This is a genomic window from Streptococcus bouchesdurhonensis (assembly GCF_948472335.1).
This window is the reverse complement of sequence record NZ_CAOKTW010000006.1, coordinates 133,424-160,154: the sequence shown is the minus strand read 5'-3', so window position 1 is coordinate 160,154 and position 26,731 is coordinate 133,424. Positions and strand designations below refer to the sequence as shown.

The 26,731-nt window shown below is 37.4% G+C and carries 17 protein-coding genes and 7 pseudogenes; 15 read left to right on the top strand and 9 right to left on the bottom strand.

What is annotated here, in order from left to right; all coding sequences use genetic code 11:
• Positions 1-182: 182 nt before the first annotated feature.
• Positions 183-1,029, bottom strand: a pseudogene (locus tag QMQ21_RS11305) (IS630 family transposase).
• A 38-nt stretch (positions 1,030-1,067) separates the two neighbouring features.
• On the opposite strand from QMQ21_RS11305, the pseudogene QMQ21_RS11300 reads away from it, so the two are divergent.
• The 3 pseudogenes from QMQ21_RS11300 to QMQ21_RS11290 all read left to right on the top strand — a co-directional run.
• Positions 1,068-1,481 (top strand): annotated as a pseudogene (locus QMQ21_RS11300) (transposase); the annotation flags it as partial.
• A 646-nt stretch (positions 1,482-2,127) separates the two neighbouring features.
• Positions 2,128-2,932 (top strand): annotated as a pseudogene (locus QMQ21_RS11295) (hypothetical protein).
• Positions 2,933-2,953: 21 nt separating this feature from the next.
• A pseudogene (locus QMQ21_RS11290) lies at positions 2,954-4,199 on the top strand (toxic anion resistance protein).
• Between the two features lie 115 nt (positions 4,200-4,314).
• Here the strand turns inward: QMQ21_RS11290 and QMQ21_RS11285 are convergent.
• Entirely contained in the window at positions 4,315-5,592 is a 1,278-nt protein-coding gene (locus QMQ21_RS11285; RefSeq protein WP_023935422.1) for an FRG domain-containing protein, read from the bottom strand.
• Positions 5,593-5,602: 10 nt separating this feature from the next.
• On the bottom strand, positions 5,603-6,151 hold the full coding sequence (locus QMQ21_RS11280; RefSeq protein WP_261814463.1) for an ImmA/IrrE family metallo-endopeptidase: 549 nt from the start codon (positions 6,149-6,151) through the stop codon (positions 5,603-5,605).
• Positions 6,152-6,623: 472 nt separating this feature from the next.
• Between QMQ21_RS11280 and QMQ21_RS11275 the strand changes: the two genes are divergently transcribed.
• Positions 6,624-6,947: a hypothetical protein gene (locus QMQ21_RS11275; protein WP_261814462.1), complete on the top strand. Its 324-nt coding sequence runs from the start codon at positions 6,624-6,626 to the stop codon at positions 6,945-6,947.
• A gap of 26 nt (positions 6,948-6,973) precedes the next feature.
• A complete protein-coding gene (locus tag QMQ21_RS11270) occupies positions 6,974-9,928 on the top strand; it encodes a type I restriction endonuclease subunit R (protein ID WP_284525341.1) in 2,955 nt (984 codons plus the stop codon).
• Between the two features lie 153 nt (positions 9,929-10,081).
• Here the strand turns inward: QMQ21_RS11270 and QMQ21_RS11265 are convergent, their stop codons facing one another.
• The gene (locus tag QMQ21_RS11265; RefSeq protein ID WP_023935418.1) at positions 10,082-11,323 is read right to left on the bottom strand and encodes a Fic family protein; all 1,242 of its coding nucleotides are present in this window, start codon (positions 11,321-11,323) and stop codon (positions 10,082-10,084) included.
• Positions 11,324-11,582: 259 nt separating this feature from the next.
• Here QMQ21_RS11265 and QMQ21_RS11260 point away from each other — a divergent pair, with 259 nt between their 5' ends.
• The 4 genes and pseudogenes from QMQ21_RS11260 to QMQ21_RS11245 all read left to right on the top strand — a co-directional run bounded on the left by QMQ21_RS11260 (position 11,583) and on the right by QMQ21_RS11245 (position 15,723).
• Positions 11,583-12,545, top strand: a complete 963-nt coding sequence (locus QMQ21_RS11260) for an AbiH family protein (RefSeq protein WP_261814460.1) — start codon at positions 11,583-11,585, stop codon at positions 12,543-12,545.
• 108 nt (positions 12,546-12,653) lie between these two features.
• The gene (locus QMQ21_RS11255; protein WP_261814459.1) at positions 12,654-13,190 is read left to right on the top strand and encodes a restriction endonuclease subunit S; all 537 of its coding nucleotides are present in this window, start codon (positions 12,654-12,656) and stop codon (positions 13,188-13,190) included.
• Positions 13,191-13,287: 97 nt separating this feature from the next.
• Positions 13,288-13,839, top strand: coding sequence for a restriction endonuclease subunit S (locus tag QMQ21_RS11250; RefSeq protein WP_261814458.1), 552 nt, complete (start codon positions 13,288-13,290; stop codon positions 13,837-13,839).
• 283 nt (positions 13,840-14,122) lie between these two features.
• A pseudogene (locus tag QMQ21_RS11245) lies at positions 14,123-15,723 on the top strand (type I restriction-modification system subunit M).
• Positions 15,724-16,067: 344 nt separating this feature from the next.
• On the opposite strand, the gene QMQ21_RS11240 reads toward QMQ21_RS11245, so the two are convergent.
• From QMQ21_RS11240 to QMQ21_RS11225, 4 genes are all read right to left on the bottom strand, one after another.
• Entirely contained in the window at positions 16,068-17,189 is a 1,122-nt protein-coding gene (locus QMQ21_RS11240; RefSeq protein WP_023933410.1) for a Fic family protein, read from the bottom strand.
• 522 nt (positions 17,190-17,711) lie between these two features.
• Positions 17,712-17,861: a 50S ribosomal protein L33 gene (gene rpmG, locus QMQ21_RS11235; RefSeq protein ID WP_001265622.1), complete on the bottom strand. Its 150-nt coding sequence runs from the start codon at positions 17,859-17,861 to the stop codon at positions 17,712-17,714.
• Positions 17,862-17,876: 15 nt separating this feature from the next.
• The gene (gene rpmF, locus QMQ21_RS11230) at positions 17,877-18,059 is read right to left on the bottom strand and encodes a 50S ribosomal protein L32 (RefSeq protein WP_000290417.1); all 183 of its coding nucleotides are present in this window, start codon (positions 18,057-18,059) and stop codon (positions 17,877-17,879) included.
• 151 nt (positions 18,060-18,210) lie between these two features.
• A complete protein-coding gene (locus tag QMQ21_RS11225) occupies positions 18,211-18,411 on the bottom strand; it encodes a type II toxin-antitoxin system antitoxin (RefSeq protein ID WP_000228848.1) in 201 nt (66 codons plus the stop codon).
• Positions 18,412-18,741: 330 nt separating this feature from the next.
• Between QMQ21_RS11225 and QMQ21_RS11220 the strand changes: the two genes are divergently transcribed.
• From QMQ21_RS11220 to ilvD, 6 genes and pseudogenes are all read left to right on the top strand, one after another.
• Complete coding sequence (locus tag QMQ21_RS11220) at positions 18,742-20,772, top strand: BglG family transcription antiterminator (protein ID WP_023935391.1); 2,031 nt, start codon at positions 18,742-18,744, stop codon at positions 20,770-20,772.
• 3 nt (positions 20,773-20,775) lie between these two features.
• On the top strand, positions 20,776-21,060 hold the full coding sequence (locus QMQ21_RS11215; protein WP_000912474.1) for a PTS sugar transporter subunit IIB: 285 nt from the start codon (positions 20,776-20,778) through the stop codon (positions 21,058-21,060).
• 12 nt (positions 21,061-21,072) lie between these two features.
• Positions 21,073-22,414: pseudogene (gene ulaA / locus QMQ21_RS11210) on the top strand (PTS ascorbate transporter subunit IIC).
• Between the two features lie 3 nt (positions 22,415-22,417).
• Positions 22,418-23,273 (top strand): annotated as a pseudogene (locus tag QMQ21_RS11205) (transketolase).
• Entirely contained in the window at positions 23,270-24,202 is a 933-nt protein-coding gene (locus QMQ21_RS11200; RefSeq protein WP_261814456.1) for a transketolase family protein, read from the top strand. The pseudogene QMQ21_RS11205 and the gene QMQ21_RS11200 overlap by 4 nt, the downstream one beginning before the upstream one ends.
• 232 nt (positions 24,203-24,434) lie before the next feature.
• On the top strand, positions 24,435-26,138 hold the full coding sequence (ilvD, locus tag QMQ21_RS11195) for a dihydroxy-acid dehydratase (RefSeq protein WP_000137343.1): 1,704 nt from the start codon (positions 24,435-24,437) through the stop codon (positions 26,136-26,138).
• A 212-nt stretch (positions 26,139-26,350) separates the two neighbouring features.
• On the opposite strand, the gene QMQ21_RS11190 is transcribed toward ilvD, so the two are convergent.
• Positions 26,351-26,692 carry a metal-sulfur cluster assembly factor gene (locus tag QMQ21_RS11190; RefSeq protein ID WP_001206380.1) on the bottom strand — a complete coding sequence of 114 codons (342 nt, stop codon included), beginning with the start codon at positions 26,690-26,692 and terminating at the stop codon, positions 26,351-26,353.
• Positions 26,693-26,731: the final 39 nt, after the last annotated feature.

Genomic DNA, 26,731 nt, shown 5'->3' with positions numbered 1-26,731 from the left:
GTCCTGATTGATTTGTCCTATTTTTATTTCATTTTACTATAGAATAAAGTAGATCAGAAATTTAGCAGGGTTATTCTCTTTTACTAACAATCTGCTTACAAAAATTAAACAAGAGTATTTTAAAAATTAGACCCATTGTGAACTTTAGTAGTAAACAAAAATCTGGGAAAAAAGTTTTATAGTCATTTAGTTTTTAAAAAGCGTTCCAAACATTCAAAAATAGTTGGGACTTCCCTTAATAAATCTGTTACTTTCTTTTTCAAGATAGCCCAAGCTTGCTCAATAGGATTCAAATCCTATGAATATGGCGGTAGAGGTAAGAAAAAGTGTTTATCTTGGATGCAGAGTTCATCCAAAATGTTCTTGGGATCAAAACTAGCATTGTCCATGATAATAACATGAGGTGTTTTCAAAGCAGGTAGGAGTTGCATTTTGAACCACTCCACAAAGAAATCGCTTGTCATGCTGTTCGTGTAAATCATGGGAGCTATAAACTCTCCGTCTACTTGTCCTGCAACAATTGAAGTTCGCTCAAAACGACGTCCGCTAATCTTTTCATAGACTTTCTCCCCTTTAGGAGCCCCTGCATAAGGACGATAGAGGTAGCGGTCGATTCCTGTCTCATCAATGTATACGATTGGTAAATCGTTTAGGTTATCCAAAATATCAAGAAACTCAGATACTTTCTCTGGGTCTTGTTCCTTAAAGCTCGTCATCTTTTTTTGAAGTGACCTTCATCTGCTTTAAAGCTGCCCATACTGAAGGGACAGCACAATCAAAATGTGCCGCAATTTCCCGTAAAAAAGCATCTGGATGAGACTCTACAAAGGCTTTCAATTCCTCTAAAGGAATCTTTCGGTTTTTGACGACTCGCTTTTTCCTCTCTAAGTGTCCTTGTTCACGTAAGTTCTTTTCCCACGTGAAGAGAGTTCTGACGCCAACATCAAAAACCTTGGCTGCCTCGACATAGCTGTGCCCCTCTTTGATGTAATCTAATGCTCGCTGTTTAAAATCTGTACTATATGCCATAGCTTTATTATAACATGCTTGTTTGAAACTAAGCAACTATATCACCAGTTTTAGATGGCTTTAACAGTGAAATTATCTCCTATTTGCCGAACTTAGTACAAATGAAAGCTATGCTAGAACAAGCCTTTACAGAGAACCATTACGAAAATACAATTCTCCATAGTGACCAAGGATGGCAATACCAACACGATTTCTATCGTCATTTTTTAAAGAATAAGGGAATCCAACCATCTATGTCACGTAAGGGTAACAGCCCAGACAATGGTATGATGGAGTCCTTCTTTGGGATTCTGAAATCGGAAATGTTTTACGGTTATGAGAAGTCGTTTCAATCGCTTAATCAATTGGAACAAGCTATTGTAGACTATATTGATTACTGCAACAATAAACGAATTAAGGTAAAACTAAAAGGACTTAGCCCTGTGCAATACAGAACTAAATCCTTTGCTTAAATTAATTGTCTAACTTTTTGGGATCAGTACATCAGTACATACACATAAAGGCGTTTTTGTTTGGGAATTACGTGATCTTGATGATATAATATAGAGAAATAAAATAAAAATAGGACAAATCAATCAGGACAATCAAATCAATTTCTAGTAATATTTTAGAAATCCAGATGTACTATTCTAGTTTCAATCTACTATATTTTAGCCCCCTCAATTTAATGAAGGGAGGTGTTGCCGATGTTAGAAACTTTACTCACAGTGTTTCTAGCTCTGTTACTTATTAACGTGTTATCTGAGCTTTTCAAGTTATGGCTTAAGAAACGTAAGAAGTAATGGTTAACCCTTTAAGAGGGTAGCAAAAACCATCGGTGGCACGGTGGGGCTTTTTAGTTACATATGCTGTAACTTTACTCACATTGTAAGTTCATTCTAACATATAACACCCAATATTTCAAGCTTTTGTTTTGATATTCCTCAGAGGTCATTCCGCAATCTTATAACACTGAATCCTGTGGTTTGAGTCCGCTCCACTGAAATTAGCACGCATGCATTCTACAGCAAAGAAATCAACTCTTTTCTAGGGGATTTCCGCCCTCATTTTTGTCTTTTGTGCTAAAATAGATTTATAAATTGAAAATAAGGAATGTTTATGAAATCAGGTAATGGTTTTTGGAAAGGCTGTCTCTATTTTTGGGGCTTCTTGTTCTTACTGGGCCTTTTGGTTCAATATGCTCTCCCACTTGCGGCTTGTGTCCTGCTAGGCTATGGTGGTTATCGTCTCTATAAACGTTGGCGCTATCCTCTTTTGCAGGATCGTTCGCTCGATGATCGGATTGAGCTTTTAAAAGCCAGGATTCGTCAGGCGGACAAGGATATTCAGCAATTGGAGGGAACTTTAGTAGAAAAAGGTTCAGATTCCTATAAGAGTCTGGCCAATCAAGTATTGATCGAACTGAGGGAAATCCATCAGGAGGCGGTTCGTCTCAAGTCCTATATCGATGCTGATATCTACAACCGTATTGACAAAAAGGTTCGTACAGTAAGGGCAAACATCGATGTTCAGCTAGAACGTTTGGATAGAGAAAGTCAGGTAGATCTTGAAAATGCGGAGCCAGAGGAATTAGCTCCAGAATTGTCCCAGACCTTGGCCAATATTGCCATTGACCATCAGGCCATTTTAGACAAGATTGCTACCTCGGCTGAGGGGGATAAGGAAGAATTGACGGCCATTCATAGTTTGAAGATGGAGAAATTCAAAACGATTTTAGAAGGCTATTTAAAGATTAAGGCCAATCCTAAAAACTATAATCGAGCAGAAGAACGTTTACAGCAAGCTAAAGCAGCTATCGAACAATTTGACCTTGAGCTGGACCAGGTGTTGAGAGAACTCAGAAACAGATATGCGTGATTTTGATATTAGTTTGCGTATCCTAGAAAAAGATCGTAAAGAATAGGTTAGAAACAAAGGAGTAACCATGACAGAATTTAATTTTGATATTGACCAGATTGCCAATAATACGGTAGCTAAGGAGGATAAGACAACCCAAATCATCGAGACCAATACTGGCTCAGACAAGACCTTGACCTTCCTTGAGAAGCTGAGCCCTGAGCAACAAGAAGGGATCAAGGCGCACGTGCCCCAGTTGGTAGACCAGTTTGTCACCAATCAAAATGCTCTTTTGGATTTTGGCCAATCTGCTGTAGAAGGTGTGAACAATACGGTCAACCGTATCTTGTCAGAACAAAAGAAACTGCAGATTCCCCAAGTGGATGATCTTCTCAAGAATACCAACCGTGAGTTGCAAGGCTTTGTAGTCAAATACAAGAACGCTGAAATTGCTGAGTTAGAAGAAAAGCCAAACTTTTTGCAACGATTGTTTAACAAGAGCAAGAATACCCTACAGGAATTTTACTTTGACTCAAAAACAGTGGAGCAAAAGCTCGATGGTATGGCTGCCGCAGTGGTCAAGCAAGAAGATGTCTTAGCTCGAAATATCGTCTCTGCTGAGATGTTGATTGAGGACAATACCAAATCCATTGAAAATCTAGTGGGAGTGATTTCCTTTATCGAAGCCAGCCAGACAGAAGCTGGCAAACGCGCTGCCGAACTGAAAGCTCAAGCTGATCAACTCGATACAAGTACGGTAGAATACCAGACCAAATCACAAGAATTGGCCCGCATGGCAGAAGTGGTCAATACCCTAGAACAACAGCACACTGAGTATGTCAGCCGTCTCTATGTTGCCTGGGCAACAACACCTCAGATGCGCAATCTTGTGAAGGTGTCATCTGATATGCGCCAAAAATTGGGAATGCTTCGTCGTAATACGATTCCGACAATGAAACTTTCCATTGCCCAACTGGGTATTTTGCAACAATCCATGAAATCAGGTGTCGTGGCAGATGCCATTGTCAATGCCAATAATGCTGCCCTTCAGATGCTAGCTGAGACCAGCAAGGAAGTGATTCCGCAGATGGAAAGAATTGCCCAAAGCCCGACAGTCGCTGTTGAGTCTGTTACCAAATTGGCTGAAAGTCTGGTCGCTCAAAACCAAGGTATCGTCGCAGCTATTGAATTGGGACGCCAGAAACGTGCCCAACTAGAAACAACCATCGTCAAGTCCGCAAATGATCAACGATTCTGTCAAACTACGCGATGAGAAAATCGTCCAAGCCCTTCTCGACCAAGGCAAGGCTGCTCAGAAAGAAGTACAAGAATAATACACAAGGATGCTGGGAAAAACTCAATTTCAGGAGAAAATGAAGTAAATCTTTCTACAATAAAACACATAATATCAAGGTTGTATAATTCTTGATATTATGCGTTTTTTTGATTTCAAAGACTTTTTCTCCAGACTCTTGTGATTCTATATTTACCTTTTCTATTCTTTTTGCTTTTATGATAAGGCAGGTTATTTGAATTTTTTTTTAATTCATTAAGTACCGCTCTATTAGATTTTTTATCATCTTTTAATTCGAATTCTTTAGATTTATAAATCAAATAGTCTGAAAAATCTGGAAATAAGGCATTTGTTTCATAATTGTACTCTTTTAACTTTCGTAAAAGTTCTCTTTGAATTAATTCATAGTAGTCGCCAGAAATTCTTTCCTCTTGATTATTTTTATCAGAACCTGATTTGACAGACTTTCCTTCTAAAAATTTAATTACTCCGTCTAAATTTTTAGAAGATAGATCATCTTCTGGATTAGTATGATTAGAGCTTTGCTGATTTTTTAAAGACTTAATAGAGGCCTCTATATTAAATTTGATATTTAGAATAATTCTATCGATAGGTTTATAATTTTCTAATTCTATTTCATTTTTTTTAAAATTTATAAATTTAATAAGTTTATCAAAATTTATAAAAGCACCTTTTTGTGCCCGTATTCTCTTATTTGTAATTTTCTTATGAACTAAAGAAATTATTCCATTCTCACTATCATTGCTGGAGTCAATTTTATAGAACTCTAACTGAGGATTTTTTATTTTCCCAAAACCTAACATAAACAACATGGCTATGAATGGATTTTCGGAAATATCTAGTAGACTTGTTGGCAAACCATAATGTTGTAAGATAGCTAATTCATCAGCTCGGATATCTAACATTTCTTGATTTAAAGGGACATATTTAACTTCATCAGGAAATTCTCTAGAGATATTTAGATAAAGAGATTCAAAAGTGTTACAGTATTTATTTCCTTCACTATTTTGTAAATTTCTAAATATCCCTGGTACTGTTTCCCAATCCTCTCTTTGTCCCCTATAGTAATTATAGCCTTGTCTTTGAAACGATGTAATCATTTCTTTTATTAAGTAAAATAAACTCCATGAATTTTTTTCATCTTTATATCCTAATCCCGTACCTGCACTTAATAAATATTTATTGATATCATCGATTTCATCTTGCAATTTAGAGTTTTTATTTGTTGATGAGAGTTCTAGATTTTGAATTTTGTAAATTGGTGTTAAATCTTCCTGAGGTTGGTTTATTCCAATTATATTTATTACTATTTTAAAATCATTAAAGATTTTTGAATTCAGTTGATTTTTTATTTCTTCAGGGGATGAATAATAGGTCCCTAAATTTTCATAGAATTTATCCCTAAGTAACATAAAATTCTCCTTAAATGGACAATACACCCAAATTAATAAGTCTATATTTCATAGTAGGATTGGACACATTTAATTTTTCAGCAAGATAAGTAATAATAATTTCATCATTTAAAGTATCTAATTCCTCCCAGGTCATAGAATAATCTATTGCCATTCTATCGATTGCTTTTATGATTAACTTTTGCGGCATTAGTAGTTCTGCTGCAAACTGGTTAGCAGCTCTTTCTTTAGCATTCGCTACTGGTGTTTGTTCACGTTCAGAAATTCCTTCATGTTTTAACACAAAATGGCCTAATTCATGAGACTTAGTAAATCGTTGACGCTGTAGCGGTTCCAAAATATTAACATACATTTTTTTAGTGTCAGCATCATATTTTCCAGAATGCGAATCGAAGTATGTTTCTATAACCTCAATTCCTAATTCAGCAATAATTTTATCAATATCTATACTATATTCATCTGATTGAAGTTCAATGTCTGATATTACTTCTTTTTTATTGTCAAAATAAGACATAAAATCTGTTGAGTATAGTTCGCTATATTTATAGACTTTACACATTATAAATTCTCCTATTTATATTTTTTATTTTTATTAAAAAATTATGAATTATTCTAAGTTATCATGATACAAAAATAGTTTATATTACTATTCTAAACTAAAAAGATCTTTTAGTCTATAGATAGATTGAAAATTTAAGAAAGAAACTACCTTTACTCTGAAATAAGAGATAAAACCATGGGAAACCTTTTCACTACTAGTCTTTTATGATACAATAGAAGGAAGTAAAGGCGTTGTTTTTCGATCTTATCAACGCCTTGGATGAATGAAAAGGAAGAGTCCCTATGGTTTTCAGATTTAAGCAAATAACTAGCTTGTATATATATATATATATAAACTCGCGTTTTCATACCCATTTTCAAAACCTACCAATGTTTTTGGTAGGCTTTTTGCGTTGTAGAAATGGGGTATGAACATGGCTTACACGTTATCAAAAGAATTATAACAAGAACTCATCGTTTCAGCACCTGAGTTGCAGCCTAGTTATACTGCCATCGTAGAATACCTAGAAGCTATCAACCAGAAAGAAGCATCTGGAAGCAATTCTCAGGAACTCCAGAACCAGCTTGCTATTCAGCTGAGACGTTTAGAAGATTTGGTGCAGGGTTATATCCAAATAAAGAAGAACCCACATCACTACCTAGATGCAGATAAAGAATTGACGGAAGGCTATCAAGCCATTAAAGGGACAGAGCAAGATCTTCTCAAAAAATTGCAATATCTCAATCAAGCCGCCTTGCAGGATTTCCATATCAGCCAGAGACTCTCTCCCAAAGATGAGACTGCTATCCCGTAGCAGGTAAAGCCAAAACCAAACAGGAATTGGCTATCGAGCGAGATTTGATCAACCTATTGACAAAGGGAGAAAGTCAATGGGTGTATCGACCTGAGTTAAATACAGAAGACCTCCTATGGGGAAACTTTTTTGCCAAGCTGGAAGCCAATAATGTCCGCATTTTGCAAGACCATCCCCTTACAAATTCAGAGAAAAATCAAATTAAAAACCAGCTCAATTTCGTCAACTTCTACGAAGCAGCCAAGTGGATAGCAGGGGAAAATGGCATTGCCAAGGTGCAGGTTCAACGTGAAGATGCTAGTTTAGGCACCATTCGCTTGGAAGTCTTGTGGAGAAACAATGTCGCTGGTGGCAAATCCAGCTATGAGGTTGTCAATCAAGTCATCACAGGCGGAGAAGGGATTCGCCAGCGTCGTGGGGATGTGACTTTGCTGATCAATGGTCTGCCTATGATTCAGATTGAACTAAAAAGCCGTTCTCATCCTTACATGGATGCCTTCCGTCAGATTAAAAAATACGACCAAGAAGGACAGTTCAGAGGCATTTTTTCAAGTCTTCAGATGTTTATCGTCTCTAATGTCACAGACACCCGCTACATCGCAGCTGCCAAAGCCAACAAGCTAAATGAGCGCTTCTTGACCAAGTGGGTGGATAGTGAAAATAGACCTCAACCTCAACTATTTGACTTTGCAGAGTCTGTCTTGTCGATACCGAGAGCCCACGAGATGGTCATGCAGTATTCTGTCATTGATGATGACAAGAAGGCCTTGATTTTATTACGCCCCTATCAGGTACATGCCATTGAGGCTATCCGTGAAGCCAGTCGCAAGCGCCAGTCAGGCTATATTTGGCATACGACCGGTTCAGGAAAGACCCTGACCTCCTATAAGGTTTCGCGCAATCTGCTTCAGATACCATCTATTGAGAAGACAATCTTTGTGATTGATAGGACAGACCTTGACCAGCAGACGACTAGTTCTTTTCAATCTTACGCAGAGAACGATATGATCGATATCGACGAGACCGATGATACACAGGAATTGGTTAAAAATCTAGCTTCTGATGACCGCCGTGTCGTTGTGACGACCATCCAGAAAATCAATGCTATGATTCGTCAGTTTGATGAAGGCCGTCACCAAAAGGTCTACAATCGTATCAAACAACTCAAACTAGGCTTTGTTGTTGATGAATGCCATCGCGCAGTGACTCCTGAACGCCAGCGCCACCTAGAGCACTTCTTTACAAATTCTCTCTGGTATGGGTTTACAGGAACTCCTATCTTTACAGAAAATAAACGTGAACAAAAAGGAGACCTTGCTCAGACGACCGAAGAGCAGTACGGTGACTGCCTCCACCAATATACCGTCAAAGAAGCCATCCATGACAAGGCGGTTCTTGGTTTTAATGTGGAGTATCAGACGACCATGCCTGGTTGGGCAGAAGATGAGATTGACGAGGAGCGTTATGATGACGAAGGACATATGCTTGCCGTTTTAGATGCTATTCTCAATCGCTCAAGACGCAAACTCGGTTTCCAAAATGGGGTAGGAAAAACCTATGAAGCCATTTTGACTGTCAAAAGCATTGTCCGTGCGCAGGCCTATTATAACCTGATTAAGCAAGTCAAAAATGGAGAGAAGTCTCTAAGCATTTCGGAAAATGTTAAAAAGGTTTTGCCAGACTTCCCTAAGGTTGCCATTACTTACTCTGTGACAGAAAATGAAGCAAACTCCTATGTCAACCAAGCCTATATGGAGGAGAGTTTAGAAGACTACAATGCCATGTTTGGTACCCATTTTAGCCTAGCAACCATTGCATCCTACAATAGTGACCTCAACGACCGTCTGGCCCGTAAGAAAGAACGCTTTGCCTTCCGTGAGGAACAGTTGGACTTGGTTATCGTTGTGGACCGCTTGTTGACAGGCTTTGATGCCCCTTGCCTATCGACCCTATTCATGGACCGTCAGCCCATGAAACCCCAGCACATCATTCAGGCCTTTTCACGAACCAATCGCCTCTTTGATGAAGGCAAGAAATTCGGCCAAATCGTTACTTTCCAAACGCCTGACCGTTTTAAAGAAAAGGTGGATGAAGCTCTGAGCCTCTACTCAAATGGTGGCGAAAGCAGTGTTTTAGCCCCAGAATGGCAGGAGGAGAAGGCCAAGTTTCTGGAGAAGGTTCATCAACTATTAGCCATCGCTCCAAGTCCAGAGCAGGTGCCGGATTTGGATACAGCGACAGATGCAGAATTAAAACGCTTTGCCAAGGCCTTCCAAGAATTTGACAAGCTCCTATCTTCTATACAAGTCTATTCTGACTATGATGAGAAAGTCATCCTCAGAGAGATTGGATTTAGCCTAGAAGACATCGAGAACTTTGCTTACCAATATCAAAATGTCATCGAAGAACTCCGCAGACGCAGAAAAGAAGACCAAGAAGATGAAGGTGTGCTGCTGGATATCGAGTATGAGCTCGAATCCATCCGCACCGACGAGATAAACTATCACTATATCCTCTCTCTCATCCAAGCCTTGATCGAAAATCGGGAAAACCTTATCGGTAAAAAGGAAAAGGGTCTGGTAGATAACTATATCGAAGATTTGAACAAATCCAATCCCAAGTTATCCAGCCTCATCTCCAAACTCTGGCAGAATGTCCAAGCAGATGCTAAGAGCTATCAGGGGCAGTCTGTGACCCATAAGTTGGATGAGATGATTGAGCTAACAACCCAGAAAAAGATTCGTGAAACGGCAGATTATTGGCAGATAGGAGAGGATGAACTCCAGTTCGTAGTGGACAACTACCGCATCGGACGAGACAAGCAAAATGGTGAAAAAGCCATTACGGAATCTCAGGACTATCTGGCCTATAAGGAAGCCCACGGAGACAAGGCACTACCAAAACTCAAATACAAAAAAGCCCTCAAAGAGGACTATATGCGCATGATTTCAGAGGATATCTTACCGCTAAGAGGGAGATAGGTTTATACTCTTCGAAAATCTCTTCAAACCACGTCAACGTCGCCTTGCCGTATATATGTGACTGACTTCGTCAGTCTTATCTGCAACCTCAAAACAGTGTTTTGAGCAGCCTGCAGCTAGTTTCCTAGTTTGCTCTTTGATTTTCATTGAGTATTAAAAATAGTCAGAAAGATAATGTTGGGAAGGTTTTCGACCAATTAGGGTCAAAATTCCCCTATCTTCAAGATGCAAGAAAGCATCCTTGACCTTTTTCTTAGAGTAATGATGGTTGGACTGATTGGCCAGTTGGATGATGCTTCTATCTTCTATACCATCTCTCTTATCATCAACAAAGAGCTTGGACTGAGCGAGTAGAAACAAGATGTATTTCTCGACTTCCTCCAGCCCTTCTGTCTGCTCTATCTTAACTTTATAGCGATTCAGTTGCTCTTGTTTTTCAAGGAGGGTTTGGATAATATTTTCCTGTCCTTCCTTGATAAAAGTCAACAAGGTTTCAACGAAGAAGGTAGCATCGGCACGGTTGAGATGATCGCCAGTATTCCTAAAAGCCTTATAATAGTCTTGCTTATGGTGATTGATTTGTTGGGACAAAACTAACCCTGAAAATTTATCGAGTTTTCTAGACAAGTACTTGGCAAGGATATAGCGTCCTGTCCGACCGTTACCGTCATAGAAGGGATGTATATTTTCAAAAAAATAGTGTCCAGCACAAGCCTTGACAAGGTTTGGGATAGAATGGTCGTTGATAAAACGAATCCACTCTGTCAGCATGACCTGAATCTGTTCCTCCTTTTGAGGTGGGATATAGATGACTTTGCCAGTCTTGTCGTCTTGGATAAAGACCGATTTCTGTCTAAAAAACTCTCCATCGAGTTCATCCTCTGGCGAGATTTCTCCTTGTGTTAATTGGTCATAAATCCCTCTGATATCTTCAAGAGATTGGATTTGGAGAAATTCATCCTTAAGGATTTGTTGGTACATTCGCAAGGTGGAAAGATGTTTGATTTGTTCGGTCTTATAGGGGTCTTCCTCTAAGAGTTTCTCCACATCGACCAACTCTTTACGAGTTGTATGGATACCTTCGATTTCATTTGTGGAAATAATCGATTGGTAGAGCTGTTCTTTATAAAACTGATCGTGGGCAATCTTAGGGAGGGTATCAGCTATTTCACTAATTCGTTGAGACTGCTGTGAAATAGTTTCCATCAGTTGGGAAATCCCTAGATGTAGGGTTACAAATAAAGGGTATTGACTTGTTTTGACAGTATCGCGTTGCATTAAATGAGGATAAAGAGATGTTCTAATGGAACTGTATCCTTGTAAGCGTAGTTGATACTCTTCCTCATACTGGTCACGATGACTGTAGTAGATTTTTCTAAGTTCTCTATAGTTCATATGTAGTCATCCTCGCATTTCAACGTTTTTTAACATTATATCACAAAATAAGCCTATCTATTGTTTCAAAATAGGCAAAATTGAAGAATAGAATAGCATAGTTTCCTATCTAAAGTGAAAAAATGGCCAAAATTGAACAATAGAAATGATAGATGGCAATCCTAAAGTGTAAAAATAGGTAAAATTGAAGAATAGAAATCAAAAAGAGAAAACCTAAAGTGTAGAAATAAGAAAATGGAGTAATAGAAAGGGGGATAGAGTGGAGAAATTATTTATTATCGGAAATGGTTTTGATATGGCGCATGATTTGAAGACGAATTATCTATATTTCAAGAAGTTTGTTTATCAGCAGGCTTATGGAAAAGATGAACTGTTAGAGTCGTTGCAAAGTGAAAATGCCATAAAATTATATCTAAATAGAATTGATAAAGAAATATTGCTAGAAGAAATTGATGATGATACCATACCTGAAATGGAAATGGCACCAGATGGAGGAGATCTATATCCAGATGATGTAATTTTGTATAAGTTACTGTATCAGCTAATGAGTCAAATTACGGAAACTGAGAAATTTTGGTCTGATTTTGAAGAGAAATTAGCAGATTTTAATGAAGTGTCTATTGTTAATACAGATTGTATATATAACGCTAGAGATTTGGATGGCAGTATAATGGCTAGTAATGCTAATGAAATAGGAGAAACTCTAGCTAAATATGTATTATATTCTTTAAATAAATTATTTAAATTGTGGATAGAAGAAACATATTTTGAATGGACTGATAGAATTCTTAGAAATGGTGAAAATTCGTGTTATAAATTGTTAAAAGCTACAGTTTTGAAAAACTCTGATGCAACATTTCTAAATTTCAATTATACAAAAACGTTAGAGGATTTATATAGAATTCCTGAAGAGCAAGTTTTTCATTTACATGGAGTTATTGGTGGGGAAAAATTTATTTTTGGACATGGTTTTGATGATGAAGTAAGTGATTTCAATCCTCTAGATGTAGGAGCATATATGGAAGAAGTTGTTAATAAGTTAAAGAAACCAGTTGATAGTATATTAACTAATAATATACAGTTTTTCAAAAGTTTAAGCTCTATCAAAGAAATCTACTTCATTGGTTTTGGTATTCGGGATGAGGATGGAGTGGATGCTCCGTACTTTAAAGAAATTTTTAAACAGACAGGATGTGAGCATTTATGTAGACCAGTTCGATAAGCAGAATGAATATACTATTAAGAAAACACTTAAGGCATGGGGGGCTCGTAAAGCTTATCAATTGCAATTTATAGATACAAATAAAGATGAAATAGTTGGAGGAGTAATATGACAAAAAAACCAAGTTATCGCTTTACGGGGTATACTGAAGTTTGGGAAGAGAAGAAGTTGGGAAATCTTGGGTCAGTTGAAATGTGTAGGAGGATTTTCAAAGAGGAAACTTCTGCGGAGTTTGAAATTCCTTTTTTCAAAATTGGTACTTTTGGAGGGGAAGCTGATACTTATATAACTAGAGAAAAATTTGAAGAATATAAAACAAAATTTGCTTATCCTCAAAGAGGAGATTTACTGTTATCTGCTTCAGGAAGTATTGGCCGCGTTGTTGAGTACGATGGAGATGAAGCTTACTACCAAGATTCAAATATTGTTTGGTTGAATCACCATGGTAAAATTAACAACAAGTTTCTTAAAGCTTTTTATAAGATTGTATCTTGGTCAGGAATTGAAGGAACTACAATAAAAAGATTATACAATAAGAATATTTTAGAGACAGATATTTCCCTCCCCTCCTCTCCGAGCAAACTGCCATTGGTTCTTTCTTCCAAGATATTGACCAGCTTATTAGCCTTCAACAGCGTAAGTTAGAGGTGCTCAAAGAGCAGAAGAAAACTTACCTCAAGCTCCTCTTCTCAGCCAAAGGACAAACCAAACCAGCCCTTCGCTTCGCAGGATTTGAAGATGAGTGGAAGGAAGTGAAGTTGGGGGAATTGGTGAAATTCAAACGGGTAATACTCCGCCTACTAATGAAGAAGATAATTACGAAAAAAATGGATTTCCATGGGTCACACCTACTGATATTAATTCATTGGTGCTTCAAACGACCTCAAAACAATTATCAGAAGTAGGTAAATCCAAAGCTAGAATTGCTAAGTCTGGTTCAATATTGGTAACATGTATTGCGAGTATTGGGAAAAATACATTAGTTAGAACTGATTCGGCTTTTAATCAACAAATTAATTCATTGACGCCTAGTGAAAAATATTCATCGTATTTTTTATTAACACAATCTGAAATTTGGTCAAGATACATGCTCAGTGTAGCAGGTGCAGGAACGATGCAAATTATTAATAAAAGTGACTTTTCAAATATTAAGACTATGGTACCCACTCTCCCTGAACAAGAAGTCATCGGTTCTTTCTTCCAAGACCTAGACAAGGCCATTGCCAAGCAAGAGGAAAAAGTTAACCAGCTCAAAGAAAGCAAACAAACCCTACTCAGAAAAATGTTTATATAAGATACAAAGACCGTCAAAAGCCCAGTAAAAATAGGGAACTGGCGCAGTCTTCGATGAAAACCAGACAGTTTATCTTTTTTACCCAGCTTTTAGGTCGTGTTCAATTATATAAGATACAAAGACCGTCAAAAGCTAATAAAAATAGGAAACTGGGACAGTCTTCGATGAAGACTAGACAGTTTATCTTTTTACCCAGCTTTTAGGTCGTGTTCAATTCCATACGATACCGAGACCATAAAAAGTTACACCAAACGAATGAAAGTAGAAATTGATAGGAGACCCTATGTCACAAACAGATTTATCAAGAGAACTCTACCAATCCCTCTGGAATGCGGCAGATATCCTGCGTGGCCAGATGGAAGCCAATGAATATAAGTCCTACCTCTTGGGCTTGATTTTCTACAAATATCTATCCGACAACATCCTCCAATCCGTCTGCGATAATTTGGACGAGCCCTTTGAGTCCTTCCAGCAAGCCCAGCTTCTCTACGAGGAAAACTTTGCGGATGCAGATGTCCGTGAAGACCTCATCGAGGTCTTAAATGACGAGTTGGGCTATGTGATTGAGCCTTCTCTAACCTTCACCAAGCTGGTTCAGTCTATCCATGAAGGAACCTTCCAACTAGAATCCCTAGCCCAAAGTTTCCGTGATATCGAGCAGGCCAATGAAAAATTTGAAAATCTCTTCGAAGATATCGACCTCTATGCGAAAAAGCTAGGAAACACCCCACAAAAGCAAAACAAGACCATCTCTGAGGTTATGAAACAGCTCAACGACCTCAATGTGTCTGGTCATGCTGGTGATATCTTGGGTGATGCTTATGAGTACTTGATTGGCCAGTTTGCCAGTGATTCTGGGAAAAAGGCTGGAGAGTTCTATACACCTCAAGCAGTCTCTCACCTCATGACCCAGATTGTCTTTGCAGGGCGGGAACATCAAAAGGGGATGTCAGTTTACGACCCGACCATGGGTTCTGGATCTCTCTTGCTCAATGCCAAGCGCTATAGTAAGGAAGCTTCGACGATTTCTTACTACGGTCAGGAGTTGATTACTTCGACCTTCAACCTTGCTCGCATGAATATGATGCTTCATGGGGTCGCGATTGAGAACTATCACCTCAGTAACCACGATACCTAGATGAAGATTGGCCGACTACCGAGCCAACAGACTTTGATGGGGTTTTGATGAACCCACCCTATTCACTGAAGTGGTCAGCAGATAGTGGCTTCCTGCAAGATCCTCGCTTTTCAAGTTATGGAGTTCTTGCACCTAAGTCAAAAGCAGATTTTGCCTTCCTTCTTCACGGCTTTTACCACCTCAAGCATAATGGGGTCATGGCCATTGTCCTTCCCCACGGAGTCCTTTTCCGAGGAGCAGCCGAGCAGAAGATTCGCCAGCACCTGCTAGAAGAAGGCGCTATTGATACAGTTATCGGCTTGCCAGCAAATATCTTCTACAATACCTCTATTCCGACAACCATTATTATCCTTAAAAAGAATCGCACCAATAAGGATGTCTTCTTTATCGATGCTTCAAAAGAGTTTGAAAAAGGGAAAAATCAAAACAATATGACCGAAGACCATATTGCCAAGATTTTGGAGACCTATCAAAAACGCGAGAATGTCGAGAAGTTTGCTCATCTAGCCAGCTTTGAAGAAATTGTCGAAAATGACTATAACCTCAACATTCCACGCTATGTCGATACCTTTGAGGAAGAACCCGTTGTTCCTCTAGCCGACCTCGCAGACCAGCTCGCAGAGATTGATAAAGAGATTGGAGAGGTAGAAGCCAGACTCGCACACATGCGCAGCCAACTAGTAGGCACAACACCAGAAGCCCAAGCAGAATTAACCGCCTATCTCGAAAAGTTGAAAGAGATTTAGAGACTTGTGAGAATACTCTGCTAAAAATTTAGAAAAATAAAATGACAGTAGAAAATCTATTGTCATTTTTGTTATTGATTATTTAAGTAAAAATCGAATTAGAACTAAACTAAAAGGATTCAGTCCTATCAAATACAGAATTTAATCCTTAACATAAAGATAATGACTAACTTTTTGAGAAGTGATGTTATTTTTCTAAAACAAAATAAGTAAAGTGTGTATTATTTTCGTGAAGTAAAAACGGGATTTGCTTCACCTAATCTTTCTTTAATGAAGCAAATCCGTTTTTACTTCACGAAAGAAAGTAGAAGTGAAGCAAAACGAAGATGAGCTTCAATATAAAATTATTGAACTATTCTTAGCAGGTGTGGACAAAAGTAAGTACGATTTCTTTGAGCAGAGTCTGTTGAAAGAAATTCTTCATCAATTAATTTATTTAATAATGTATATACAGTACGTTCAGAGATACTAAGGTGTTTGCTGACTTGTTTTGCTTTAAAAATTGGAGAAGAGAAAATGAAATCAAGAAGTTGAATACCAGAGACAGAATTCAATTTTGGTATTATTTCTTCTTTCATCTTATTATAAAGGTTTAAGATATCCTGTGCCTTTTTTGTACTCTCTTCTGCTGAGAAAATTACTCCTTCCAAATAGTATTTAAACCAATCTTTCCAGTTATTATTTTTAGAGATGTTTGATAAATGAGAGATATATAGTGATCGATCACTTTCAAAATATGAACTCATGTAAAATGTAGGATAAGATAGCAATTCTTGGTAGTAAAGAAACAGTGGGATTAACAATCTTCCTATTCGACCATTACCATCTTCGAATGGATGAATCATTTCAAATTGAGCATGTACAATAGCTGATTGAACTAATAAGTCTAAATCATCATGATGCATGTATTGTTCTAAATTGGACATATACTCCGTAGTTTGTTCTGGCGGAACTGGTGTGTAAGAGATAGTTGCTCTACTTCCAATGTAATTTTGAGTTCTTTTAAAATTTCCTGGATTCTTGCTGCTTCCTCTAACGTTATCCAATAGAATTTTATGCATCTCTTTTATTATTCTATTAGATAATGGTAACCCTCTAGAGTTATTGTCATTAATTGTAGTAATATTTTCGAGAGCATAAAAAAGTGCTTTTCGATAATTAATAATTTCATGTAGTTCATCACGTTCTATATCAACCTTATTACCTGCTTCGTAATTTAGTAGGTCTTCTAGAGTTGCATGAGTACCTTCAAGTTTTGAGGAAAGGACGGCTTCTTGGCTGAGCAATGGTGAAATTAGTAGCATTGGATTGATAATAGATGATAAAAATCCTTCATAGGTTCCAATAGCTATACCTGCTTTAGAAACTAATCTAATTATTTGTGGATCTGTATATATTGAAGTATAGTCAAATGGAAGTTTTTCTGGTAAATAGGGTTTAGGTATGTTTTTAAATGTATTATTCATGTTTATAATTCCTATTAAAATTTTTTCTCAATATTTTTATTATAGAAAGCCAATGTAGTGAGTGACTATAACCTGTACTTGAATTATATTTCTAAGGTATATTGACAAGTATATGAAAATCAAGTAAAAAAGTAAACTGGATTGTCAATTTAAATCTTTGATTTTATGATATTTTTTAAAATAGTAATGTAAATATTTTTAGAGTTTAAGTTTGATTAAAAGTGTGTATCTTCATTAAGTATAGATTGAAAGGATTAATGTTGAACAATTTTAATGAGATGCTAAAAACGGAATATAAATGTTTGTTTTATTTCATTATAACACAGAGATAAGAAAAAATAGATAGTGAGACGAGTTTAAATAGGATTACTCGTTATGAAATGTTAATTACTTTTGATGGCTTAACAAATATTATCAATAATGTAGTCATTCGAATGATTCTCATTGCAATGTACTGAAATTAACAAAAAGAAAAAACGCTTGAATCAGCGTTTTTCTTCTGTATTGATTCGTATTGAATGCTTACTTCACTTCTGTAAACACAACGTGTTTGCGAAGTTTTGGTGAGTATTTCTTCAATTGAAGACGGTCTGGAGTGTTACGTTTGTTTTTAGAAGTAAGGTACAAGCGTTCACCAGATTCTTTGTGTTCAAGTGTAATATTTACGCGCATGGTATCTCCCTTCTATTATTCAGCTGATGCAGCTTTAGCGATTTTACGTCCTTTGTAGTATCCTTTAAGTGATACACGGTGAGAACGTGAGTAATCTCCAGTAGTTTCGTCAAAGTTTACAGATGGAGCTGTTACTTTGTAGTGTGTACGACGTTTGTTTTTCTTCGCTTTTGAAGTGCGACGTGCAGGTACTGCCATTTTGATTTCTCCTTTAGGTATTTATATTCGATTCAATCTACTGATTTTCATCAACCATACTAGGATAACACATTTTTTTTGTAAAGTAAAGTTACTTGACAAAAAAAGATGAAAAAATTCTCCTGTCAGACCTAGCAGACAGGAGAAGGTGTTAAATATCAATTTCAAATGGTTCGTCAATGGTTTCTGATACGTATTTTCCGTCTTTCTTCCGTTGTTTGACACATTCTGTGAGGAGATATTCGATTTGCCCATTGACTGAACGAAAGTCATCTTCTGCCCATGATGTGAGTGCAGCGTATAACTTTGTTGAGAGTCGAAGGGGGATCTGCTTTTTTTTAGCTTCAACCATCTTTAGTAAAGACTTCCCGTGTTGACAATTGGTTGTGCATCATGATTGCCACAAAGAACGACAAGGAGATTTGAAACCATGAGCTTTTCGTTCTTCGTCAATCTCTACCAATTCCCCTTCATTGAGCCGTTCCAGTGTCGTTTCAACCATTCCCATTATTTGATATCTAAATGATATCACTTTGTTTTTAAAAGTCAATAGAAAGTTGAAAATAATCACTAAAAACTTTCAGCCCAATAATTTCTTTTAAAAGGTGAGATTATATTGTGCTCAAATACTCTTTTATTCTTATAATTTTTACACTATAATTGTAGTTAGAAAGGAAGAGAAATGTTTGATTATAGAGCACTAGTTATTTTGATGACTTTGATGGATCATTGTGAGCTATCATTATATGAATTATCTGTTAAGGTGAGCTTACCTATAAAGGAAGTCAAAGAAGGAATAGATTATTTAGTGCCTTATCTAGCTAATAAAGGGATAGTGCTGGATAAAAAACAAGGTCGCTATAGTTTATCAAATCGTACGAAGCAGTCTTTGACAGATATTATTAAGTCGGATGAATTGGTTTTACCAAAGTCGACTCGCTTAGCTTTAATCTATCTTTACACTTTTTGCCGATTAGATTTTATATCGAATAATCATTACCAAGACTTTTTGAAAGTAAGTAAGAATACAACCTTATCTGATATTCAATCATTAAGAAAGATTATGTTAGATAATGATTTGGAGCTAGGGTACAGTAGAGCAAAAGGTTATACTTTACACGGTTCAGAGTGGAATAAGCACCGCTTAGCTTTTCAAATGGTTAGTGAGTTGCTGGAATCCTCCATAGGGATTTGGGGTTTGGATTATGTTTTATCCAGTTGGGGGTATTCATTAACTTATGATTTGATAAATCAGGTAGTTAAAGATTATTATGAGAAGCTACAGCTAGTACCTATTGTTAATCAATTAAAAGTTTGCCTTTTCGGTTTAGTATTCATTCTGTGTAGGTATCAAAGGGATGTTGAAAGAGTATGTCTTTCAGAGACATTAGTATCTCCTGTTATTCAAGATATAACCACTATTTTATTGGATACAGTGGTTGATTTGGGAATTATAGATACGGTGTTTTCTGAGGATGATTATCGCTATATCACAGTTTTATTATCAAGTTGCTTTGAAGGTGAAGTAGATGTTGCTCCGGTTTACTTTAATCAATTAACAGAGGCTATTATAAGTAGAATGGAAGATATTTCTTTGTTACATTTTAAACAAAGGGAAGGATTGAGAGAAAATCTTCGCCGCCACCTTATACCGGCTTACTATAGACTAAAGTTCGGCCTACCTAGTTCAAATGAATATGTATTGCATGTTAAAGAACATTATCCTGATTTATTTGAATTAGTCAAAGATTCTTTGATGCCCTTGATGGACGCTATTGACAATCCCATACCTGATAGTGAAACAGCATATTTTGTTATCCATTTCGGAGGTTATTTAAAGAAAGCAGATACTTTGCCTCAAAAATGGTATAAAGCAGCAATCATTTGTCCTAATGGTGTTAGTTCTTCATTGATGTTAAAAGAGAATCTATTAGCATTATTTCCTCAAATTGAGTTTATAGGAACCTCAAAGATTGATGATTTACAGGTGAAAGCTAGTAGTGACTATGATATGGTTTTTTCTACCATAAAGGTGGAGACAGAAAAGCCAAATTATCTAGTTTCGGTTATGATGACTGAAGAGCAAGCAATACAACTAGTAGAACTAGTGTTAAAAGATTTTCCGAATTTAGAGTATGGAGATTTTGAGATTGAACAAATCCTGAATATTGTCAAAAGATATGGAATTATTACACAAGAATTGGAATTAAGATTGGCGTTAAAGAATTATCTTTATCAAAAAAATGATAGAAAGGAAATTGTACCAGTGCTAGAACAACTTATTACCAAAGAAACCTATCAGGTTAGTTCGCAAAAATTAGGATGGAAGGAGGCGATTCGTTTAGCAGCTAAACCGCTTTTGGATCAACATAAGGTAACTGAGAACTATCCTGAGGCAATGATTCGAAAAGTAGAAGAGTTTGGGCCTTTTATTAATTTAGGGAAGGGAGTAGCAATTCCTCACGCTCGGCCAGATGAAGGTGTGAATGAAATAGGAATGTCAATGTTAGTTTTGGAAGAACCGATTTATTTATTGGACAATCCAGAACAAGAGGTAAGATTGTTGATTTGTATTGCAGCCATTGATAATGAGAGTCATTTAAAGGCTTTGTCACATTTAACAACAATTTTAAGAGATAAAAATCATGTTCAAACTTTAATATCATCAAAAAACTATGATGACATTAAAATGATAATTAAACAGGAGGATTAGATAATGTTAAAAATTGGTACAGCTTGTGGTTCAGGATTAGGTTCAAGTTTTATGGTACAGATGAATATTGAATCTGTATTGAGTGATTTGAATGTTTCGGATGTAGAAGTTGAACATTATGATTTAGGTGGAGCAGATCCAAATGCAGCTGATATTTGGATTGTTGGTCGTGATCTAGCTGATTCAGCTAGTCATCTTGGAGATGTTCGTATCTTAAATAGTATTATTGATATGGACGAACTACGAGAATTAATTACTAAAATTTGTGAAGAAAAAGGACTTATATAGGAGGCTAGCGTCATGATGAAGTTCATATTGGATATTGTTAGTACACCAGCTATTTTAGTAGCTTTAATTGCAATCTTAGGATTAGTTCTTCAGAAGAAGAAATTACCTGATATTATTAAAGGTGGAATTAAGACCTTTGTTGGTTTCTTAGTTGTATCTGGTGGTGCAGGAATTGTACAAAATTCTTTGAATCCATTTGGTACCATGTTTGAACATGCTTTTCATTTATCTGGCGTTGTGCCGAATAATGAAGCAATTGTAGCTGTAGCTTTAACAACATATGGCTCAGCTACTGCAATGATTATGTTTGCAGGCATGGTGTTCAATATCTTAATCGCTCGTTTTACTCGATTTAAATATATCTTTTTAACAGGGCACCACACTCTATATATGGCGTGTATGATTGCGGTCATTTTATCAGTTGCTGGCTTTACTAGCTTGCCTCTTATCTTACTAGGAGGATTAGCACTCGGTATTATTATGAGTATTTCCCCAGCATTTGTGCAAAAATATATGGTTCAATTAACTGGAAATGACAAGGTGGCTTTAGGTCATTTCAGTTCTTTGGGATATTGGTTGAGTGGTTTTACTGGTAGCCTTATCGGTGACAAATCAAAATCAACAGAGGACATTAAATTTCCAAAGAGTTTAGCTTTTTTACGTGATAGCACTGTTAGTATTACTTTATCCATGGCAGTTATTTACATTATTGTAGCTATCTTTGCAGGGAATATATAGAAAAAGAAATCAGTAGTGGTACAAGTGGTCTAGTTTATGCTTTACAATTAGCAGGTCAATTTGCAGCAGGGTATTTGTTATTTTAGCAGGTGTTCGCCTTATTTTGGGTGAAATTGTTCCAGCCTTTAAAGGTATTTCAGAGCGTCTTGTACCTAATTCAAAACCTGCTTTGGATTGTCCGATTGTTTATACTTATGCACCCAATGCAGTTCTAATTGGATTTATCTCTAGTTTTGTTGGTGGTTTAGTAAGTATGGCAATTATGATTGCTTCAGGAACGGTTGTTATCTTACCAGGCGTTGTGCCTCATTTCTTCTGTGGAGCGACTGCAGGTGTCATTGGGAATGCATCTGGTGGTGTTCGTGGAGCCACTATTGGAGCATTTTTACAAGGTATTTTAATCAGTTTTCTTCCAGTCTTTTTAATGCCAGTTTTGGGAGGACTTGGTTTCCAAGGATCAACTTTCTCAGATGCAGATTTTGGTCTATCAGGAATTATTTTAGGAATGTTAAATCAATTTGGTTCACAAGCAGGCATTGTGATTGGTCTTGTTCTTATTCTAGCAGTTATGTTTGGAGTATCCTTTATTAAAAAGCCATCTGCAAAGGAGGAGTAAGGGATGATTTTAAGTGAAAATAGAGAAGATGAGTTAAGAAAATTTGCGACTAACATCCGATTAAATACTCTTAGAACATTGAATCATCTTGGATTCGGACATTACGGAGGAAGTCTGTCTATAGTAGAAGTTTTAGCAGTGCTTTATGGTGAAATAATGCCAATGACTCCAGAAATATTTGCAGCACGAGATAGAGATTATTTCATATTATCAAAAGGTCATGGAGGACCAGCTCTATACAGTACACTCTATTTGAATAGTTTCTTTGACAAAGAATTCTTATATTCTTTAAATACAAATGGAACTAAATTACCGTCTCATCCTGATAGAAATCTAACGCCAGGCATAGATATGACAACGGGCTCTTTAGGACAAGGAATTAGTGTTGCAACTGGACTTGCATATGGTCAGAGAATAAGAAAGAGTCCCTTTTATACTTATGCTATTGTTGGAGATGGTGAGTTAAATGAGGGACAATGTTGGGAGGCTATACAGTTTGCTTCTCATCAACAGTTATCAACTTAATTGTATTTGTTGATGATAACAAAAAACAATTAGATGGTTTTACAAAGGATATTTGTAATCCAGGTGATTTCGTAGAAAAATTCTCAGCATTTGGATTTGAATCCATTAGGGTCAATGGTTCAGATATTAGAGAAATTTATGAAGGGATTGTCCGATTAAAACAGTCAAATGATTCATCGTCTAAGTGTATTGTATTAGATACTATTAAAGGTCAAGGGTTCAAGAGCTGGAAGAAATGAAATCAAATCATCATCTTCGCCCTACTGTAGAGGAGAAACAAATGTTAACTTCAGTTGTAGAAAGATTAAGTCAGGAATTGGAGGAAACAGAATGATGAGAAGTACGAAAGAATTACGGCATGTATATAGAGACTTCCTTTTAGAGGCTAATCAAAGTTATTCTGATATAGTAGTCTTAGAAGCCGATTTGTCAAGTTCGATGGCTACTAATAATCTTGAAAAGGACTTTGGAGACCGTTATGTGAATGTTGGGATTATGGAAGCAGAAATGGTCGGCCTTGCAGCAGGCTTGTCTATTCAGGGGTTTAGACCTTATCTTCATACATTTGGTCCTTTTGCTTCACGAAGAGTATTTGATCAATTATTTATTTCTCTTGGATACGCACAATTGGATGCCACTGTGATTGGATCAGATGCAGGAGTAACTGCAGAAATGAATGGTGGGACACATATGCCATTTGAAGAAATTGGATTGTTACGTTTAATTCCTAAATCGATCATTTTTGAAGCAACTGATGATATCCAATTTCGTGAAATATTGAACCAGACATTAGACTTAAAAGGACTAAAATATATTCGAACAATTAGAAAAGCTCCAGTTCCTGTGTATCAAGGTGGAGAAGATTTTTCTAAAGGCTACATTGAGTTAAGGCATGGTGAAGATGTTGTAATCGTTGCTTCTGGTATAATGGTTGCTCCAAGTATTCGAGTTGCAGATGAACTGTCTAAATTAGGTTATTCAGTAGGTGTGATAGATTTATTTAGAATCAAACCGATACCAGAACAGATAAAAACAATGTTAAGTGGAAAAACTATATTTACTGTAGAAAACCACAATCAGATAGGTGGAATTGGCAGTGCTTTATGTGAATTATTCTCTGATGATGGAATGACAAAAATTCATCGGATGGGTGTTCAAGAAAGATTCGGTCAAGTAGGGAAAATGGATTATCTTCTTAATGAATATGGTTTGAGTGAATCGAATATAAAAGAGAAGGTTCTAGAAATTTATAATGCAAGATAGATGTTAAATACACTGTTCTGAAAGAATTTTTGTAACAATTACAGTACGTTATTTAAAGAAAGCGGATTAAAAAGCATATTCTGGTCATCAGAAAGTGCACTAATCCGCTTTGTTGTTTTTAGTTTTAAATATTTCATATGTATATAGAATTTTCTGAAAATTCAAGGATTTTCTTCTGTTCATTGCTTTTAAAATGTGCTATAATAGTAAAAACTGAAATGGGAGGGAACAAATGACTGAATTAGATAAACGTCACCGCAGTAGCATTTATGACAGTATGGTAAAATCACCAAACCGTGCCATGCTTCGTGCGACTGGTATGACAGACAAGGACTTTGAGACACCGATTGTGGGCGTGATTTCGACTTGGGCGGAAAATACACCATGTAACATCCACTTGCATGATTTTGGGAAATTAGCCAAAGAAGGTGTCAAATCGGCAGGTGCTTGGCCTGTGCAGTTTGGGACTATCACTGTAGCGGACGGGATTGCTATGGGAACGCCTGGGATGCGTTTTTCTTTGACATCTCGTGATATCATTGCGGACTCAATCGAGGCGGCTATGGGTGGTCACAATGTGGATGCCTTCGTCGCTATCGGTGGCTGTGACAAGAACATGCCTGGTTCTATGATTGCTATTGCCAATATGGATATTCCAGCTATTTTCGCCTATGGTGGTACTATTGCACCTGGAAATCTTGATGGTAAAGATATCGACTTGGTTTCTGTCTTTGAAGGTATCGGAAAATGGAATCACGGTGATATGACAGCTGAGGACGTGAAACGTCTTGAATGTAATGCCTGCCCTGGCCCTGGTGGTTGTGGTGGTATGTATACAGCTAATACCATGGCGACAGCTATCGAAGTCTTGGGTATGAGTTTGCCAGGTTCTTCATCTCACCCAGCTGAATCTGCTGACAAGAAAGAAGACATCGAAGCAGCAGGACGTGCTGTTGTTAAGATGTTGGAACTTGGTCTCAAACCATCAGATATCTTGACTCGTGAAGCCTTTGAAGATGCCATCACTGTAACGATGGCTCTCGGTGGTTCTACAAATGCCACTCTTCACTTGCTTGCCATTGCCCATGCCGCAAATGTTGACTTGTCACTTGAGGACTTCAATACGATTCAAGAACGTGTGCCTCACTTGGCTGACTTGAAACCATCTGGTCAGTATGTCTTCCAAGATCTCTACGAAGTCGGTGGTGTGCCTGCGGTTATGAAGTACTTGTTGGCGAATGGTTTCCTTCACGGGGACCGTATCACATGTACTGGTAAGACAGTCGCTGAGAACTTAGCTGACTTTGCAGACCTCACACCAGGTCAAAAAGTTATCATGCCACTTGAAAATCCAAAACGTGCAGACGGTCCGCTTATCATCTTGAACGGGAACCTTGCTCCTGACGGTGCGGTTGCCAAGGTATCAGGTGTTAAGGTCCGTCGTCACGTTGGTCCAGCTAAGGTCTTTGACTCAGAAGAAGATGCTATTCAGGCCGTTCTGACAGATGAAATCGTTGATGGCGATGTAGTCGTTGTTCGTTTCGTTGGACCTAAGGGTGGTCCTGGTATGCCTGAGATGCTCTCACTTTCATCAATGATTGTTGGTAAAGGTCAAGGAGACAAGGTTGCCCTCTTGACGGATGGACGTTTCTCTGGTGGTACTTATGGTCTGGTTGTTGGACATATCGCTCCTGAAGCTCAGGATGGTGGACCGATTGCCTACCTCCGTACAGGCGATATCGTTACGGTTGACCAAGATACCAAAGAAATTTCCATGGCAGTATCCGAAGAAGAACTTGAAAAACGCAAGGCAGAAACAACCTTGCCACCACTTTACAGTCGTGGTGTCCTCGGTAAATACGCTCACATCGTATCATCTGCTTCACGCGGAGCTGTGACAGACTTCTGGAATATGGACAAGTCAGGTAAAAAATAAACTTAAAAAGCAAGCCAATCTCGGCTTGCTTCTTTTCATCTTCAAAAGTGATTTGCCTGCTTATACTCAATAAAAATCAAAGAGCAAACTAGAAAGCTAGGCGCAGGTTGCTCAAAACACTGTTTTGAGGTTGCAGATAGAAGTGACGAAGTCAGTAACCATATCTACGACAAGCCGACGCTGACGTGGTTTGAAGAGATTTTTGAAGAGTATTAACGAGGTGGTAGTCCAAGGGCAATACGGCCGTAGCGACTGATTCGTGTAATCTTCCAAGCAGGCGACCAGGTAACTTCAACCTTGACATCTTCGATACCCTCGATTTGTTTCAGACCTGCCACGATTTCGATAGGCAAGCTTTCGGCACAATCGCAGGCTGTGTCAGTGAAGGTCATGACAATCTTACAGAGACCTGTTTCATCCAGATTGATTTCATAAATCAGCCCTAGATTGTAAACATCCAATTCCACATCTGTATCAAAAACCTTCTCTAGTTTTTCGATAATTTGGTCTTGCAAGGCCAAAGCGCGGTCATTGATTTTGATATCCTCTCTCATTACAGTCCCTCCACGTGATAAATATCCTCTATTTTCTCA

What these genes read in the sequence shown, in the direction of transcription:
- rpmG (WP_001265622.1), bottom strand. Translation starts at nt 17,861, where the DNA reads ATGCGCGTAAATATTACACTTGAACACAAAGAATCTGGTGAACGCTTG.
- rpmF (WP_000290417.1), bottom strand. Translation starts at nt 18,059, where the DNA reads ATGGCAGTACCTGCACGTCGCACTTCAAAAGCGAAGAAAAACAAACGT.
- ilvD (WP_000137343.1), top strand. Translation starts at nt 24,435, where the DNA reads ATGACTGAATTAGATAAACGTCACCGCAGTAGCATTTATGACAGTATG.
- QMQ21_RS11255 (WP_261814459.1), top strand. Translation starts at nt 12,654, where the DNA reads ATGACAAAAAAACCAAGTTATCGCTTTACGGGGTATACTGAAGTTTGG.
- QMQ21_RS11265 (WP_023935418.1), bottom strand. Translation starts at nt 11,323, where the DNA reads ATGAACTATAGAGAACTTAGAAAAATCTACTACAGTCATCGTGACCAG.
- QMQ21_RS11200 (WP_261814456.1), top strand. Translation starts at nt 23,270, where the DNA reads ATGATGAGAAGTACGAAAGAATTACGGCATGTATATAGAGACTTCCTT.
- QMQ21_RS11215 (WP_000912474.1), top strand. Translation starts at nt 20,776, where the DNA reads ATGTTAAAAATTGGTACAGCTTGTGGTTCAGGATTAGGTTCAAGTTTT.
- QMQ21_RS11225 (WP_000228848.1), bottom strand. Translation starts at nt 18,411, where the DNA reads ATGGTTGAAGCTAAAAAAAAGCAGATCCCCCTTCGACTCTCAACAAAG.
- QMQ21_RS11285 (WP_023935422.1), bottom strand. Translation starts at nt 5,592, where the DNA reads ATGTTACTTAGGGATAAATTCTATGAAAATTTAGGGACCTATTATTCA.
- QMQ21_RS11190 (WP_001206380.1), bottom strand. Translation starts at nt 26,692, where the DNA reads ATGAGAGAGGATATCAAAATCAATGACCGCGCTTTGGCCTTGCAAGAC.
- QMQ21_RS11240 (WP_023933410.1), bottom strand. Translation starts at nt 17,189, where the DNA reads ATGAATAATACATTTAAAAACATACCTAAACCCTATTTACCAGAAAAA.
- QMQ21_RS11220 (WP_023935391.1), top strand. Translation starts at nt 18,742, where the DNA reads ATGTTTGATTATAGAGCACTAGTTATTTTGATGACTTTGATGGATCAT.
- QMQ21_RS11280 (WP_261814463.1), bottom strand. Translation starts at nt 6,151, where the DNA reads ATGTGTAAAGTCTATAAATATAGCGAACTATACTCAACAGATTTTATG.